13 protein-coding genes are annotated in these 16250 nt (G+C 71.4%); 10 read left to right on the plus strand and 3 right to left on the minus strand.

What is annotated here, in order from left to right; translation table 11 throughout:
* Positions 1-215: 215 nt before the first annotated feature.
* The gene (locus ACFW1I_RS14865) at positions 216-362 is read left to right on the plus strand and encodes a hypothetical protein (RefSeq protein ID WP_384669834.1); all 147 of its coding nucleotides are present in this window, start codon (positions 216-218) and stop codon (positions 360-362) included.
* Positions 363-489: 127 nt separating this feature from the next.
* Positions 490-1740 (plus strand): MFS transporter, encoded by a 1251-nt coding sequence (locus ACFW1I_RS14870; protein WP_384669835.1) that lies wholly within the window; start codon positions 490-492, stop codon positions 1738-1740.
* Between the two features lie 429 nt (positions 1741-2169).
* Here ACFW1I_RS14870 and ACFW1I_RS14875 read toward each other — a convergent pair whose 3' ends face one another.
* Positions 2170-4485, minus strand: a complete 2316-nt coding sequence (locus ACFW1I_RS14875; protein WP_384669836.1) for an MMPL family transporter — start codon at positions 4483-4485, stop codon at positions 2170-2172.
* 175 nt (positions 4486-4660) lie between these two features.
* Between ACFW1I_RS14875 and ACFW1I_RS14880 the strand changes: the two genes are divergently transcribed.
* A complete protein-coding gene (locus ACFW1I_RS14880) occupies positions 4661-5833 on the plus strand; it encodes a sensor histidine kinase (RefSeq protein WP_384669838.1) in 1173 nt (390 codons plus the stop codon).
* The gene (locus ACFW1I_RS14885) at positions 5808-6470 is read left to right on the plus strand and encodes a response regulator (protein ID WP_384669840.1); all 663 of its coding nucleotides are present in this window, start codon (positions 5808-5810) and stop codon (positions 6468-6470) included. The genes ACFW1I_RS14880 and ACFW1I_RS14885 overlap by 26 nt, the downstream gene beginning before the upstream one ends.
* A gap of 98 nt (positions 6471-6568) precedes the next feature.
* Here the strand turns inward: ACFW1I_RS14885 and ACFW1I_RS14890 are convergent, their stop codons facing one another.
* On the minus strand, positions 6569-7393 hold the full coding sequence (locus ACFW1I_RS14890; protein WP_384669842.1) for a hypothetical protein: 825 nt from the start codon (positions 7391-7393) through the stop codon (positions 6569-6571).
* 296 nt (positions 7394-7689) lie between these two features.
* Between ACFW1I_RS14890 and ACFW1I_RS14895 the strand changes: the two genes are divergently transcribed.
* Both ACFW1I_RS14895 and ACFW1I_RS14900 read left to right on the plus strand, forming a co-directional pair.
* The gene (locus tag ACFW1I_RS14895; protein WP_384669843.1) at positions 7690-8265 is read left to right on the plus strand and encodes a hypothetical protein; all 576 of its coding nucleotides are present in this window, start codon (positions 7690-7692) and stop codon (positions 8263-8265) included.
* A 477-nt stretch (positions 8266-8742) separates the two neighbouring features.
* Positions 8743-11043, plus strand: a complete 2301-nt coding sequence (locus tag ACFW1I_RS14900) for an FG-GAP repeat domain-containing protein (RefSeq protein WP_384669844.1) — start codon at positions 8743-8745, stop codon at positions 11041-11043.
* A gap of 127 nt (positions 11044-11170) precedes the next feature.
* On the opposite strand, the gene ACFW1I_RS14905 is transcribed toward ACFW1I_RS14900, so the two are convergent.
* Positions 11171-12076, minus strand: coding sequence for a LysR family transcriptional regulator (locus tag ACFW1I_RS14905; protein ID WP_384669846.1), 906 nt, complete (start codon positions 12074-12076; stop codon positions 11171-11173).
* Between the two features lie 147 nt (positions 12077-12223).
* On the opposite strand from ACFW1I_RS14905, the gene rarD reads away from it, so the two are divergent.
* The 4 genes from rarD to ACFW1I_RS14925 all read left to right on the plus strand — a co-directional run bounded on the left by rarD (position 12224) and on the right by ACFW1I_RS14925 (position 16115).
* A complete protein-coding gene (rarD, locus tag ACFW1I_RS14910; RefSeq protein ID WP_384669848.1) occupies positions 12224-13159 on the plus strand; it encodes an EamA family transporter RarD in 936 nt (311 codons plus the stop codon).
* Between the two features lie 351 nt (positions 13160-13510).
* Entirely contained in the window at positions 13511-14230 is a 720-nt protein-coding gene (locus tag ACFW1I_RS14915; RefSeq protein ID WP_384669850.1) for a helix-turn-helix domain-containing protein, read from the plus strand.
* Between the two features lie 94 nt (positions 14231-14324).
* On the plus strand, positions 14325-14879 hold the full coding sequence (locus ACFW1I_RS14920) for a dihydrofolate reductase family protein (protein ID WP_384669851.1): 555 nt from the start codon (positions 14325-14327) through the stop codon (positions 14877-14879).
* 348 nt (positions 14880-15227) lie between these two features.
* Positions 15228-16115, plus strand: coding sequence for a LysR family transcriptional regulator (locus ACFW1I_RS14925; protein WP_384669911.1), 888 nt, complete (start codon positions 15228-15230; stop codon positions 16113-16115).
* Positions 16116-16250 lie beyond the last annotated feature (135 nt).

Here is a 16250-nt window from a genome sequence, read left to right on the forward strand (position 1 = left end):
CGCGGGGCCGCCCCGCACCCCCCCCCCCGGTGTCGTGGGGCGGCGCCCCGGCGCGCCCAATACCCCACCCCCCCCCCCCCCCCGGCCCCCCCCCCCCCCCCCCGCCCCCCCCCGCCGCTCTGGAAGAGCTGCCCGGCTGGGCATGGACCCCGCAGCAGGACGCCTGGAACGCCACATTGGACGAACTGCGCGTCTGGGCTGCCGACCACGACCGCATGCCTCAGCCGCATTCCGCCGACGGAAGCGAGAAGCGGCTCGGAGTGTGGAAGCGGAACAACAAGAGCAAGCGCAAAGGCCGCGCCGACGAGCAAACAGCCCGGCTCCGCACTCTCCTGGCCGAGTACGGCGAGTACATGCCCTGAAGCGGCCGGATTCGTTGGATGCGCGCCGCCTCCGCCTACGCCTCAGCCTTCCGCCCCCGTCCTCCGTTTCCGCCCTTCGCCCCTGTCGGCTGCTGCTGGATCAGCGGCCGCTGTTAGCCTGCTGTCCATGATCAAGGGGGATCTGGCAGGCCGAATAGGCCGCATGGCGGGGGACAGCAGGCCGGAGCGCGTGCTGATCGCCGCCAGTTTCGTCAACCGGGTCGGCAATGGTCTGTTCAACGCGACGTCGGCGCTCTATTTCATATTGGTCGTGGGCCTGCCCGCGGTGCAGGTCGGTGCCGCGCTCACCATCGCCGGAGTGATCGGCCTGTGCGCGGGGATCCCCGGCGGGCATCTGGCCGACCGGCGCGGGGCGCGCATGATCATGATGGTGGCCCTCGCGGCCCAGGCGGTGTCGATGGCGGCTCTCGTCTTCGTCGAGAGCTGGGCGATGCTTACGGTCATCGCGACCGTCGACCAGGTCGCCGCGGCGGCCGGCGGGGCAGCGTTGGGCGCCCTGGTGGCCCGGGTCGGGGGTGAGCGCCCGGCCCTGTTCCGGGCGAAGCTGCGTACGTTCGTCAACCTGGGTGTCGTCCTGGGGACGTTGGGTGCGGGGCTGGCTCTGGCCGCGGACACCCGCGGCGCGTATGTCGCGGTGATCCTCGGCAACGCGGCGAGCTTCGCCCTGTGCGCGCTGCTGCTGCTCCTGCTGCCCCGCTATCCGGTACTGCCAGCACCGCCGCAAGAGGGGCGCTGGCTCGTCCTCAGGGATCGTCCTTTCCTGGCGTTCACCGTCCTCTACGGGGCCATGGGACTGCAGTACCCGGTGGTCTCGCTGCTCCTGCCGATCTGGATCTCCGAGCACACCGAAGCGCCCCGCTGGACGGTGGCCGCGCTGTTCGCCGTCAACTCCCTCTTCTGCGTGTTGATGCAGACCAGGATCGGCGCGCGCATCGAGACCCCGTACGACGGCGGCCGGGCGTTTCGCATGGCCGGGCTGCTCTTCCTCGTCAGCTGCCCGATGATGGCGCTCGCGGCGTACGCTCCGGTCTGGGCCGCCGCGGGACTGGTCCTGGCCGCGATCTTCGTCCACAGCCTGGGAGAGGTCTGGGAGTCCTCGGCGTGCTTCGCCCTGGGCTTCGGTCTCGCCCCCGACCACGCCCAGGGCCAGTACCAAGGCGTCCTCGGGCTCGGCTTCAACGCGGGCCAGGCTCTCGCCCCCGCGATCCTCACCACGGTGGTGCTCGGCCTCGGGACGAAGGGTTGGCTGCTGCTGGCGGTGTTCTTCGCGGTACTGGGCGCCGTCGGCCCGTCTCTTGCGCGCTGGGGCATGCGGACCCGGCCGCAGCCCGTCGCTGTCGCGGAAGCGACTGGATGACCAGCGAGTAGGTGGCGCCTTCGGTGCGGAGCCGGCGACGGTGGCGTCGATGTACCTCGCCGTCCAGAGCGCGACGGCGTTGAGGGCCGGGCCGAGCTGGTCCTCCATCCCGTCGCGGTACGCCGGGTGGAGGGTGCCCTCACCCCAGGCTGCCGCCACGACGAGGCGGAAACTCCGGCTGAAGGCCGGCCTCCTCGGGCGTTCCAGCGGCGGGCAGACCAGCAAGGTCCACGCCGCCGCCGCCGACCGATCCGGCCGGACGCGGTCGCCCGGGACAAGGCGTGCTCGTCCCAAGAAACCGCGCCCACCCGCACACACGCCGTATCAAGGCGGTCATCCCGGAGAAGAAAGACCGGACCGCCGACCCGCCAACCGGAAGAAGAGGACCTGCAGAGGTGGCCGACCGTCAGCGACGGCGCCGGAGCCGAGTCAGCGGTCAGCCAGCCGTGGACGCGGGGCCCCACCCGTGGATTCCGCGTCGGTGTCTTCGGTGCCGCCTGTTTCGTCGGTGCCGACCGGCCCCCGGGGAAGCATCCGGTCCAGCCACTTGGGCAGCCACCAGTTGGCCCGGCCGAGGAGAGTCATCGTCGCCGGTACCAGCACCATGCGGACGACGGTGGCGTCGATGAAGATCGCGGTGGCCAGGCCGAGCCCGAACATCTTGGTGGACGGGTCGTTGGCGATGGCGAAGGACAGGAAGACCGCCACCATGATGAGGGCGGCCGAGGTGATGATCCGGGCCGTGCCCGAGACGCCCTCGACGATCGCCGTGCGGTTGTCGCCGGTGCGCTGGTACTCCTCGCGTACGCGGGAGAGGAGGAACACCTCGTAGTCCATCGACAGGCCGAACAGGATGGCGAAGAGGAACATCGGGATGAACGACACGATCGGAACGGTCGCTTCCAGCCCGATGAGCGCGCCTGCCCAGCCCCACTGGAAGACCGCGACCATGATGCCGTAGGCCGCGCCGATGCTCAGCAGGTTCAGCAGTACCGCCTTGAGCGGTACGAGGATCGAGCGGAAGCCCAGCATCAGCAGCAGGAACGACATCGCCAGCACGGCGGCGACGAGTACCGGCAGGCGTTGACTGGTGCGTCGGCCCACATCGGACAGGCTCGCGGCGGCGCCACCGACGTGGGCCCTGGCCGGGCCGGGCCCGATCGCCGTGGGCAGCACGTCGGCGCGCAGCCGGGCGATGGTGTCGGCCGTGGCCTTGTCCTGAGGACTGGTGGTCGGGAACACCACGAGGGTCGCGATGCCGGTGGCCCGGTCGATGTGCGTCGGCGCGACGGATGCGATCCCCGGATCAGCTGTGACCGCCCCGACGATCCGGTCCACCACTCCCGGATCACCGGCGGGATCCGCGGCGATGACGAGGGGACCGTTGGTGCCCGGGCCGAACCCCTCGGCGACGAGGTCGTAGGCGCGGCGCTCGGTACGGCTGTGGGGCAGTGAGCCGTCGTCGGGCAGGCCGACGCGCAGGCCGAGCACGGGCAGCGTCGCGGTCAGCAGCAGCCCCGCCGCGCCGACCGCGTACGGCACCGGATGCCGGCTGACGTGCCCGATCCAGCGCCGCCACCTGGCGGCGGGGGCGGCGCCCGCCGCCGGGTCCCCCCGCCGTGTGAGTCGGCCCGGATTCCGGGCCTGCAGAGTCCGACCGATCCGACCGATCCGACCGATCCGACCGATCCGGCCGGCCCGGCCCAGACGCGGGCCTGCGGCGCCGAGGAAGGCCGGCAGCAGCGTCACCGACGCGACCACCATGATCAGGACGACGATCGAGACGGCGAGCCCGCCCACCGTCATGAACGGCACGTTCGCGACCGCCAGTCCGAGGATCGACACGACGACGGTGCCGCCGGCGAAGACCACGGGCCGCCCCGCCGTGGCCACCGCCCGCCCCGCCGCCTCGCGGGGATCGAGCCCGCCCGCCAGGTACTCCCGGTGCCTGGCGAGCACGAACAACGCGTAGTCGATGCCCACTCCGAGCCCGACCATGCTGCCCAGGATCGGGGCGAAGGTCGGGACGTCTGTCACCCCCGCCAGTACCGTCATCGTGGCGACCCCGACGGTCAGTCCGAAGACCGCCATGCCGATCGGCAGCGCCGCGGCGACGAGCGAACCGAACGCCAGGAACAGGATCGTGGCCGCCGCGAGGAGGCCGATCAGCTCGCTCGTGCCGCCGCCGGGGTCGGAGAAGGCGTAGAAGAGGCCCCCGCCCATCTCGATGCGCAGGGGCAGCTCGGCGCGCAGCCGGTCGCCGAGATCGACCAGGGCGTCGAGGTCCTCGGCCGACAGCCGGTTCTGGTCGGGGTACTGCACCCGGACGACCGCGACCCGCCCGTCGGCCGAGACGAGGCCGCCGCGCACGGCGGCGTCCCCGCCCGCGTCGAGCGCCCCCGCCGGGTCGCTCGTGCCGAGCACGTGCGGCAACCCATCCACCTCGGTCTGCAGCCGCGCGAGAGCGGTGCGCGCGCCGCCGTGGCCGAAGAACGTCGCAGCACCGTCGAGGGGGGTGACCACCACCTGCGCGGTCATCCCCTCCTGGCCGGTGCCGGCCCGCTCGATCAGTTCCGCGGCCCGCTGGGAGTCCAGTCCCGGAGCGGTCATCGAGTCCGCGTTCCGCCCGCCGAACGCGACGGCGGCGAGGACGGCGAGCGTGGCGGCGACCAGCCATGCCGCGATCACCCGCCAGGGATGGCGGGCGGCGCCTGCGCCCAGGCGCAACAGGGCTTTCGAGAGCATCTGGTCCTCCAACCACCTCGTCGGCCGTCCTTGTACGGCCGCCGATGCCGAGGTTCGCCGCCACGCCGCTCCGCGGCATCGGCTCGCGGGCCACGGATCCGTCGGCCCCAAGTCGGAGCGACGACCCGTCCTTTCGGCCGATGCGCGGCACGCCGCGGCCCCTACGCTGAGAACCGTGCTGCGAGACGACCTGCGAACCCTGTGGACCGAACCCCGGCCGCCCGACGCGCCCACCCGGGTCTGGCGGGACTGGGCGCTGCTCGCCGCGGGCCTGGGCGGTGTGGTCCTGGAGGCCACCCTGAGCGAGAACGTCGTGTGGCGGCCGGTGGCGGTGGTGTTGGCGGCATGGCTGTGCCTGCTGACACTGTGGCGCCGGACCCGCCCGCTGGCGATGGTCACGCTGGCGTTCGGCGCGGTGATCGTGCCTCCGGTGGCCTCGCTCGTCGCCGCACCGCGCGAGCCCGTCGGCCTGTACACCGGCGCGGTCGTGCTCGTGCTGGTGTACGCGCTGCCCCGGTGGGGATCGGGACGCGAGATCGTACTGGGCGGCGCGGTGATTCTCGCGGCCTTCACGCTGTGTGCCCTCACGGACGAGACCCCGGCCGCCGAACAGGTCGTGGGCCTCGTCTTCCTGCTGCTCCCCGGCGCGATCGGGGCCGCCGTGCGGTTCCGGGTGACCGCCCGCGAGCGGCAGTTGGAGCAGGTGCGCTCCCGCGAGCGCGAGCAGCTCGCCCGGGAACTGCACGACACGGTGGCCCACCACGTGTCGGCCATGGTGATCATCGCCCAGGCGGGCCGGGTGCTCGCGGGCACCGACCCGTCCGCCGCCGTCGAGGCGCTGGAGGGGGTCGAAGAGGAAGGGGCGCGCACGCTGGAGGAAATGCGCGCCATGGTCGCCACGCTGCGCGACCGCGGGGTCGGCGCCGAACTGGCGCCCCCGGCCGGCGTCGCGGATCTGGAGCGCCTGGTGCGCACCCCGGCCGGCCGCCTCAAGGTCGACCTGGGGCTCGACGGCGAGCTGGACACGCTGCCCCCGGCCCTGGACGCGGCCGTCTACCGCATCGTGCAGGAGTCGGTGACCAACACGATGCGCCATGCGGTCGACGCGACCGAACTCGTCGTCCGGGTCGCCGCGGAACGGCACGCGGTACGGGTGACCGTGCGCGACAACGGCCAACGCACCGGCCGAGGTCGCGACGGATACGGACTTACCGGACTGCGCGAGCGCGCGACCCTGCTCGGCGGCACACTACAAGCCGGCCCCTGCGCCGACCAGGGCTGGCATGTCGAAGCCGAGCTGCCGAGAGGGAGGACCGAGAGCGGTGCCCATCCGCGTCCTCGTCGCTGACGACCAGACGATCATCCGCACCGGGCTGCGGATCATGCTGAACGCCCAGCCCGGCATCGAGGTGGTCGGCGAGGCCGCCGACGGGCGGGAAGCGGTACGCATGGCCCGCGAACTGCGCCCCGACGTCTGCCTGTTCGACATCCGCATGCCCGCACTCGACGGGCTCGAGGCCACCCGGCTGGTCGCCGGCCCGGGCGTCGTCGACCCGCTGGCCGTGGTCGTCATCACCACGTTCGACCTCGACGAGTACGTCTACGGCGCGCTGCGCGCCGGCGCCCGCGGATTCCTCCTCAAGGACACGGGACCGGACCTTCTGGCCCAGGCCGTGCGCTCGGCGTCCGACGGCGAGGCGCTCATCGCTCCCAGCGTCACCGTCCGTCTGCTCCAGGCGTTCGCGGACCTGCCCGCCGGCCGTCCCGCGGCCCAGCCGGTCTCACCCGTCACCGCCCGCGAGGAGCAGGTCCTCCTCGCCGTCGCCCGCGGGCTCACCAACACCGAGATCGCCGATGCGCTGCACATCAGCCTCAGCACGGTGAAGACGCATCTGGCCAGCCTGATGGCCAAACTCGGCGCCCGCAACCGGGTCGAGATCGCGATGTGGGCCTACGAAACACGCCGCATCCTCCCCGGAACCTGAACGGGGGTGCCGGGCCATGCCCCGTGACCCCATGCCCCATGTCCCTTGCCCCAGAACGTGACGTACGAGGAGCGGTCCGCGGATCTCGCTGTGGGGGATCAGGGTTGCCGAGAGCGAGGGTTCTGCTTCCCTGCCGGCGGGGCGGCGCAGTACGACCGGATCTCCTCGAGGAACTCCGGGTAGCGCTCTCCGTACGTCGCCAGGGCATGCCACACCGCGTCCAGAGCCGCTTTGAGCGGGGAAGGATCGGCGGCAGCGAGTATGGCGGGCAGTGCGAAGTGCGGTTGCGAGATCGGTTCGCGGACCCGCGGTGTGCGGGCGGGGTGCGTCAGCGCCATGGGGGTGACGAAGGCGGGGACGGGTCCGACGGCTGTGCGTGCTGCCGACAACTTGTCGTCTGACTCGGAAGCCGCCGGTGGGGGGCCTTCCGGAAGCCTTCCGAGTTCGTAGTGCTTCGCCCCGTCGTCGCTCGGCTGTGAGGTCGGGATCCATGCCCATCCGGCGGGCGTCGGGGGAAAGTAGGGCGGTCGTTCGGGGGGTACCGCCCCTCGCACCGTCGGGCCCGGCGCGAGCGGTGTGGAGCGCAGAGTCTCCCACATCCGGGCCGTGTCGTCGAAGGGCGGTGGAAGCGGTTGGCCTTCCGTCAGCGCGGTGAGCGCTGCGGCGACCCACGGCACGGTGGTCAGGCCGGCCGTCTCGCATGCCCGGCGTGCGGCCAGCAGCGCCACGGAACGCTGGACGACGGCTCCCGCGGCATCGAGGGCGTGCACCAGATCGCTGTCGAAGGCGAGCAGGCCGAGGACGTTGCTTCCGCGGGCGGCGCGGAGTCTCTCGCTCGGCAGCCTTCCGCCCCACTGCCATCGCTCATAGTGCAGTCGCCGTTCCTCAGCGGTCCGTTCGTCGTCCGTGGCCGGCCCGTGCACAGCGCACCTCCTCACTTGGACGGGTTCGCAGGTCCCGCGCCCCTGCCGGACCCCCCCGTCACATGCTCCGCATCTTGCCGCAGCCCACTGACAACACGGCCCCGGTGCCGCCGGCCCGACAGAGGGCGGAGCTCACCGGCGAAGAGCTGCTCCCCGCGCCCACGGAAGGTATCGACCCGCAAAACGCGTCACGGTCGTCGGTTCCGCCTTGGTGGTCCGGGGCGTCACGCGCACGGAGCAGGTGTGGCCCTCTGGCCCAGTGACGTGCTGTCAGTGGCAGCTTCTACTGTTGCCTCATGGGGAACTACTTTCAGACCGTCGTCGACCTCGACGCCGCGCCGGCGGACGCCCGCACCCTGGCAGACACCGGACTCGACTGGCTGGTGAGGGAGGGGATCGTCCGGGCCGAACTCACCGATTGCGTTCTAGGAGCGCCGTCGGGGCATCCGCCCGGTCTCTTCTGGGCCAAGGCAGTCGGTCAGGAGGACGGGGAGCCGAGTGGCGGACTCAGGATCGAGACCGGGCGCACCGTGTTCGACTGCGGTCAAGGCGAACCCATGTTCGCGGTGTGCCCCCATTGTGCCGGGCGGACCGACTTCTACACCGACCGGCTGGAGGAGATCGAGGGCGTGTGGGAGCCCTTCGGCGAGGCCATCAACGACTGGAGCGACACAGGCAGCGCGGCAGTCGCCTGCCCGCAGTGTCGGAGCACTGGTGACCTGACGGCGTGGACCTGGTCGGATGACTACTTCGTCTTCGGGCATCTCGGTTTCGAGTTCTGGGACTGGCCCGACTTCAGCCCCGCGTTCCTCGCCGGTCTCTCCCGCGCGCTCGGGGGGCATCGCACCGTCCTCGTGGCAGGCAAACTCTGAGGAGCCGGAGTGCGTGCCCCTTACCCCCGCTCAACCCGAAGATGCTTGCAGCACGGCGAACAGGCCGTGCTGCGCTGCGGGGCGAGGCAGGGGGAGGGCCTGGGTGTGGGCTTTACGCGGGCGGGTTGCCTGCTGTCTGGAGCGGCTGTGACCGCGCTCGCGGGAGCGTGCATCCTGCCACAGAGCCGGGGAGAGGCAGAGGCAGCGGTATGCGCGGTAAGACGGCAACCGCAGCGTCACGACAGCCGGTCATCCGGACATACGGAGCCGCTGCCCCGACTCGGCCGGGTATCACCGACGCCGGTGAACGGGCGGACCTGATCACCCGCACCTCCTCCGTGACCTCTTCCCACCAGGTGGGTCTGGCGACCCACCCCCAAGAACGTCCTGGCCTGCACTCTTGACGACCGCAGCCCGGTGACGGAGGCATATTCCCCGTCCGGTAGCCTCCCCACCTCCAGGGGAGGGAACCACCACGTGACACGCGTCCACACAGTCCACACGCATCACCGCCGGCACCGCCACCACCGTCTCGCCGCCATCGCGGCCACCGTCGTCCTCGCCGTCACCGGCGGCACCGTCTGCGTGCTCCCGGCCGCGGCCGCGACGCCGCCGGGTACGCAGGAGAGTCCGCAGGAGACCGTCGTCCCGTTCCCGACTGCCGCGGATGTCGTCGGGGCGGGCCCCAGTGGCTTCCTGTCGAAGACCCGGGGCGCGATTCCCGAGTTCCGGTGGACTCGGTACGCGGACGGGTCCTCGCTCGTCCTGCCGGGCACCTACGCGCTCGGCGGCGGCAGCGATCTCGTCGTCTCGGGCGACCGGTCCACGCAGGCGTCCGCCCGGCTCGTCGAGGTCCGCGACATGGCGCGGCCAGGCACGGCACCGCTGGTGATCTACCTCGACGCGCTCGGCGACGGCTACTACGTCGTGGGCCTGGCCGGTGACCACCTCCTCCTCGCGCGGGACGAGAACGGCAACACCGTGCAGTACGCCCTCACGCTCGACGCCGACGTGCTCGCCGGCGGTCCGCAGCAGCCCCGCAAGACGGCCGGCGGAGTCCAGGTCGACTGCTGGGAGCCGGCCGAGGGCGGCTGGGCCGACACGCGTTTCGTGCTCTACGACTGCTGGATCGCCGACGAGAGGATACCCGCCAAGATCTTCGTCGATCTCGTGACCGGCCAGTCGTCCTGGTACCCGCAGGCCGACGGTGAGTACGCCGGGCCGGGCGCGGTCTCCGCCACCCACGTGGCCTGGCGCCAGACCCGGGTACCGGGCGGCGACGGGATCGCCGTCGACCGTCCCGGCGACGCGACCGCGTACACATGGAGCCAGGGCGGAGGCCACTCGTCCGACCCGCTGTACCTGGTCGGCGACTGGCTGGCGTACGGCCAGCAGGCCCACATCGACACGACCGCCCGCACCGGACAGCCCACGGTGCGGCCCTTCACCGTCCAGTCGATCGCGACCGGTGAGAAGGCCGTCGTGCTGACCGCGTTCTCCTCCGCCGTGTCCGGACCCGACGGCTCGCTCCTGGTACGAGGCGGCACGCCCGACCGGGGCGAGGGGCTGTACCGGATCTCGCCGCGCACCGACGGCGGCCGGCCGGACGTCGAACTGGTCGCGTCCACCGGGCAGTCGACGACCGTGACCGTGACGGGCACCACCACCCCGGCGACGCTCACCGGCGAACAGGTCGCGGACGGTGTCGACTTCGGATGGAACCTGTCCCGCGGCGATGTCCGGGCGACACTGACCCTCACCCACGTCGCCAGCGGCGCTCGGACCTTTACGTCATGGGACCCCGCCGCGACGACGCCGCGCACCCTCGGCTGGCACTGGGACGGCCGCGACCTGGGCACCGAGAAGCCGGGCCCGGCACGCGGCGGCGCGTACGAGTGGACCCTCACGGCCGCGCCGGACGAGGGCATCGGGCCCGAGCTGCGGCTCTCCGGCCGTATCACGGTCAACCGGCCCCCGGCGCCCCACGACTTCGACGGCGACGGTACGGCCGACGTCTTCGGCCGCGAGCCCGGCGGCCTCCTCCGGTTCTTCCGGTCCCAGTCCACTGCCGTGGGCGGCCCGGTCCGGAGCCTTCACTGGTCGCAGGTCGGCGGCGGCTGGCAGGTGTACGACCGACTGGAGACCGCCGGCGACATCGCGGGCACCACCGCCCCCGATGTCCTGGCCCGCGACACGAGCGGCGTCCTGTGGCTCTACCAGGGCACCGGAAACCGTGACAAGCCGCTCTCCGGCCGCACCCGGATTGGCGGCGGCTGGCAGACGTACGACCGGATCGCGGCCGGCAGCGACGTCACCGGCGACGGCCGCCCCGACGGCCTGGCCACCGACAAGGCCGGCGTCCTGTGGCTCTACCCCGGAACCGGCAACGCGTCCGCCCCCTTCTCCGCCCGCAAGCGGGTGGGCGGCGGCTGGGGCATCTACAACGAGGTCACCGCCGTCGGGAACCTCGCCGGCGGCCCCGCCGGCGATCTCCTCGCCCGCGACAAGGGCGGCGTCCTGTGGCTGTACCTCGGCAAGGGCGACGGCACCTTCGCCGCCCGCACCAGGGTCGGCGGAGGCTGGGGCGGCTTCCTGGACCTCGTCGGCGTGGGCGACGCCAACGGCGACGGCCGCGCCGACCTCATGGCCGCCATCACCCCCACCCCCACCTCCCACGGCGTCACCTTCTACTCCGGCACCGGAGACTGGAAGAGCCCGCTCAAGCCCGGAGTGAAGACCGACGTCACGAGCTGGACCAATTACGACAGAATCTTCTGATCAGCCCTGCCCCCACCAGGCGAGCGGGCGACCGGCCTCCACAGTCGCCGCCGTCGCCCGTACAAGCGAGGACACCGCCACGCCTGCTCCCCGCGCCCGAGGGGGGCGGGCGCGGGCGGGGGCGAGGTCAGCATTGCTGGTGCAGGGCTTCGAGGTAGGCGTTGAGTGCCGGTGAGGTCTGCGACTGCCGGCGGGTCACGGCGTAGAGCCGTCGGGTCAGGCTGGTGCCGGCGAGGTCGCGGATGGCCAGGCGCGGGTCTGCGGCCGGCAGGGTCAGATCGGGCAACAGGGTCACTGCGCCTGCGCTGCGGACGAGTTCGAGCTGGACGTCGGCGTCGTTGGACCGGTGCCTGAGGTCGGGGTCGAATCCTCCGTGCGCCCGGCAGGTTCCGATGATCATGGCGTGGTGTCCCGTACCGCTGCTCGAGGAGGCCCACACCTCGTGGCGCAGCGAGGAAAGTGCAACGGGCCCGGGGTGGGCGGCGAGCGGATGTCCTGCCGGTAGGACCAGGCGTGTCCCTTCGCGCAGGAGCAGGTGATGGTCCACGCCGTCGGGACGCGGGCGGGGATGGCCCTCGTACTCGTCGCTGATGACGAGGTCGACGGTGCCCAGGCGCAGCTCGGGCAGGGCCACTTCGAGTTCGAGCTCCGTGATCTCGACCTCGACCAGTGGGTGCAGGCGTGCCACCTCGACCAGCGCGGGGATGAGCAGACGGCGGGCTGCGGATTGCAGACCCACGGCTCGGATCCTGCCGCGGACTTCGTGGGTCAGGTTCGCCAGCTCGGTTTCGGCGGCTTCGGCGGCGTTCAGCAGGACCGTGGCGTGACGGGCGAGCACCTTTCCGGCGTCGGTGAGGCGGACTCCCCGACCGGCCGGCTCGACCAGGCGGGCACCGGCCTCTCGCTCCAGTACGGCCAGCTGCTGGGAGACCGCCGAGGGGCTGTAGCCGATCGCGGCGGCCACGGCGGCGAGGGTTCCCCGGTCGGCGAGTTCGCGAAGCATCCTCATGCGGTGGAGATCAGACAGAGCCATCCACAAATCCTAATGAATCAGCTCCAGTATTAGTCGCTGGTCCTTACGGGTGATGTGGGAGACGCTGGAGGCCGCCGCTGGGGCCGCCGCTGGTCGGTCCCAGGGCAACTCACGCTCCCCGCCTCCGTGGAAGGCACTCACGCCCACATGAACGCGCGCACCCCCTCCGTCCCCGCGTCCGGGATTTCGTCCTCGGTCGGAGCGTCGGTCATCTTCGGAACCATTTTCATGATCCCCCCGCACCTTCTGCCGCTGGACCCCGAGCAGATCCTGGGATACCGCATCGTCGCGATGGTCGCCTTCCTGGCCGCCTACTTCTGCGTGGCGCGGATGTGGGACCAGGCGGCGGAGCTGGTCGCCCGTCTGCGCGCGACACCGCACCTGGCAGGCGTTCTGGTCCTGGACGCCGCTCTCCTGGGGCTGCAGCTGTGGCTGTTCGGATGGGCGCCCCAGAGCGGGCACGGCCTCGATCTGTCTCTGGGCTATCTGATCCTGCCGCTGGTCATGGTGGTGGTCAGCGTCGTGTTCTACCGCGAGAAGCTCTCCCGTCGGCGGACCGCGGCCGTACTCTGCGCCGCCGCGGGAGTCACGGCGGCCGTGGTCTTCGCCGGCGGGCTGCGCTGGCCCACCCTGCTGGTCGCGCTCGGGCTTCCGCTCTACTTCATCAGCCGACGTGCCTTCGCCCTGGACTCCGCCGCGGCCCAGCTCTTCGAGCTCGGCGCGATGCTCCCCTTCTCGGTCGTCGTCCTGGCGGTCAGGCCGTCGCTGGGAACGGTCCTCCACCGCCCACAGCTGATCGGCGGACTCGTCCTGCTCGGGCTTCTCAGCGCCGCCGGGTTCGCGCTGTACCTGACCGCCAGCCGTGTCCTGCCGTTCTCCCTGTTCGGAGTGCTCAGCTACGTCGAGCCGGTACTGCTGGTGCTGGTCTCCCTGACGTTCCTGGGCGAGCCGTGGCAGCCGGGCGACACCTTCGTCTACGTCCCGATCTGCGCCGGGCTCGTCCTCCTCGCACTCGAGCCGGCAGCCAAGGAACCCGCCGCGCCGAAGCAGCCCGCCCGCCGGCTCGACAACGCACGCCCGTGACCCAGCGGCCGCGGGCCGAGACCGAGCTTCGGCACCGCGACCAGGTGGGCGGCGGGCGCCGAACGTACTTCGCGGTGGCCGCACCGCCGTCGTAGAGCCGTCCGAAGACGCCGTCGCCCACGGCGAACCCCTGCGCCTCGGCGGCGCTCTCGGCCACGGTGCCGGCGACGTCCCAGCCGAGCGCGTAGGGGAGGCCGACGGGGAGGAACGCCTGCAGCAGTCCCGCACGCAGCGTCGGGCGTTCAAGCCGGGCCGCGCGGATCCTCCCCGCGCGTCCCGCAGGAGCTTTGGTCGTTCGTACGGCGTGACACACTGGCGGCACCGACGGCGGTGGAACGGGGGGCGATCCGGGTGGTTCTGCAGATCGAGAGTCGGCCGTCGGAGCTGCCGTACATCGAGCGGGTATGGCGCAGCCGCAGTTTCGATGTGGGGCGGATGACGTCGATCGCGGCCTCGCACTGGGAGCTTGTCTTCTGGGAGCACGAGGGCCGGGCGCAGGCGGCTGTGCTGGGCCCGGAGCCCAGGGCCTGTCCGGCTCCCGTTCCCCAGGACGCCACGTTCTTCGGCATCAGCTTCGCTCTCGGCACCTCGATGCCTCATGTGCCGATCAGCCAACTTGTGGGCGCCAGCGCGGAGATACCCGACGTGACCCGGCGCTCGGTCTGGCTGAAGGGCTCGGCCTGGCACGTGCCGGATTACGACAACGCGGAGGCGTTCGTACGGCGCATGGTGCGTGAGGGCATCGTGGACTGCGACCCGATCGTGCCCGCGGTGCTCGGCGGCGCGGCGGCCGACGTGTCCGAGCGCACCCTCCAGCGGCGTTTCGTCGCGGCGACGGGCCTCACCCGGGGTGCCATCCGGCAGATTCACCGGGCCCGCGAGGCGGCGGTACTGATCCAGGAGGGCGTACCGGCGCAGGACGTCGTGCACCGGCTGGGCTATTTCGACCAGCCGCACCTGGCGCGGTCCTTGACCCGGTTCATCGGCCGGACCGCCACTCAGCTGAGAGCTCCGGACACGGCGGAGCCGCTGTCGCTTCTGTACAAGCCCTCGTCCTCAGCGCCCGCATAGTCTTCCTGGCACAGCCGACGGGGTCGGCCCGCACCGGCCGGAGAGTGTCCGGTGGGGACCGGGCAGAGGACCCCTGACTCATCACGGAGGAATCATGCGCAAGGTCGTTTCGGGCCTCTTCGTCTCGCTCGATGGCGTCGTCCAGTCGCCGAACGAGTGGCAGTTCGCCTTCGACGAGGAGATGGGCGCGGCGCTGGGGAAGACGCTGGAGACGGCCGACGCGATTCTGCTGGGCCGGGTGACCTTCACCGAGTGGGCCGGGTACTGGCCGACGGTGACCGAAGGCGAGGACGCCGGCTTCGCCAAGTGGATCAACGACTCGCCCAAGTACGTCGTCTCGTCCACCCTGGACAGCGTGGACGACTGGGCGAACAGCACGCTCGTGAACGGCGATCTGACGGCCGCGATCGAAGAACTCAAGGCGAGCGAGGGGAAGGACATCACCGTCGCGGGCAGCCCCACGCTGGTGCGTTCGCTCCTGGAGCAGGACCTGCTGGACGAGCTGGTCCTGCTGATCCACCCCGTGGTGGCCGGTGAAGGACGCAAGAAGCTGTTCGCCGACGACGCCACCCTGAAGAAGCTGGAGCTGGTCAGCGCACAGCCGACCAGCAGCGGAGTGATCATCGCGACCTACCGTCCGACGCGCTGAGCACGACTCGACGAGTGCCGGTTACATGGGCGGGCAGGAACATACGCGTGCACGTCCTGGCCGGCTCCCACACCGGCAGAGTCACCACCGACACCCGCTATCACTCCCGCCTCCACGCGAGGAAGCGTCGACCTGGTGATCTTCTTGATCTCGCGGCGCTCGGAAAGCCTTGACGAGATCCGGTGACCACAACAATCCGCCATGCGGCTCCGGCTCCGGTGGCGGCCGAGGCCGCCTGACCAGCGCACGCGGTCCGGGCTCTGCTCCTGCGGGCGGACTGTGATCGACCTATACTCTCGTGGCTCGACAGCTCCTGCGTTGTCGAGCCGCAGAGGGTACGGGGGCGTGATGGAGCTGCGGGATATCGAGATCTTTCTGGTTCTGGCCGAGGAGCTGCATTTCGGCCGGAGCGCCGAGCGGCTTCGCGTCTCGCAGGCGCGGGTGAGTCAGGCCATCAGAAAACAGGAACGGCGCATCGGCGCCGCGCTGTTCGAGCGCACCAGCCGCACGGTGCGCCTGACCGACGTAGGACGCCAGCTGCGCGACGACTTGCAGCCGGTCTACGCGGGGCTGCACGAGTCCCTGGAACGCGCCCGGCTGGCCGCCCGCGGTGTCACCGGCAGGCTCCGCGTCGGCATGATGCCGTTCAACGTCGTTGACTTGTACCCCTATTGGAGGGCCTTCCGCTCGCGGCATCCGCAGTGGGAGCTGGAGATACGTCAGTTGGCGCTCGTCGATCCGTTCGGCCGGCTCCGTGACAACGACATGGACGTCCTCGTCACCTGGCTGCCCGTGGATGAACCGGATCTCACAGTGGGCCCGGTCCTGTTCACGGACCCGCGCGTCCTCGCCGTGGCCGCCGACCATGAACTTGCCGGACGAACGTCGGTGCGGCTGGAGGTATTCGCCGACTTCCAGCACGCCGTCGCACCTGCCATGCCGGATTACTGGGAGGAGAGCTACCTGCCCTTCCACACCGCCCAGGGTCGGCCGATCGAGCGTGGGTGCCCGGTGGCCAGCCCGGAGGATCTGGTCAACAAGGTCGGCATGGGCGAGATCATCCACGGCTTTCCCAGCCATGTCACTCGGCACTGGGGCATGCCGAACATCCGCTGGCTGCCCGTCACGGACCTGGCGGCCCTGTCGTTCGCTCTGGTCTGGCGCACCGAGGCGGAGAACGAGCTGATCGGCGCTCTCGCCGACACGGTCCGAGAGTTCGGCCCACTTCGCTTCTGACGCACCGCCACGTCGCGGAGTCGCCGACGCCCCCCGTCGCCATGAACCGACGTGTACCGCCGCCAGCCCGTCGATTCCACATGACCTCGAACAGCGCCGCCGCCGCCCGGGACGCCGGACAGTCCGGATAGTCCG

Source organism: Streptomyces sp. NPDC058955, from assembly GCF_042741435.1.
Classification (GTDB): domain Bacteria; phylum Actinomycetota; class Actinomycetes; order Streptomycetales; family Streptomycetaceae; genus Streptomyces.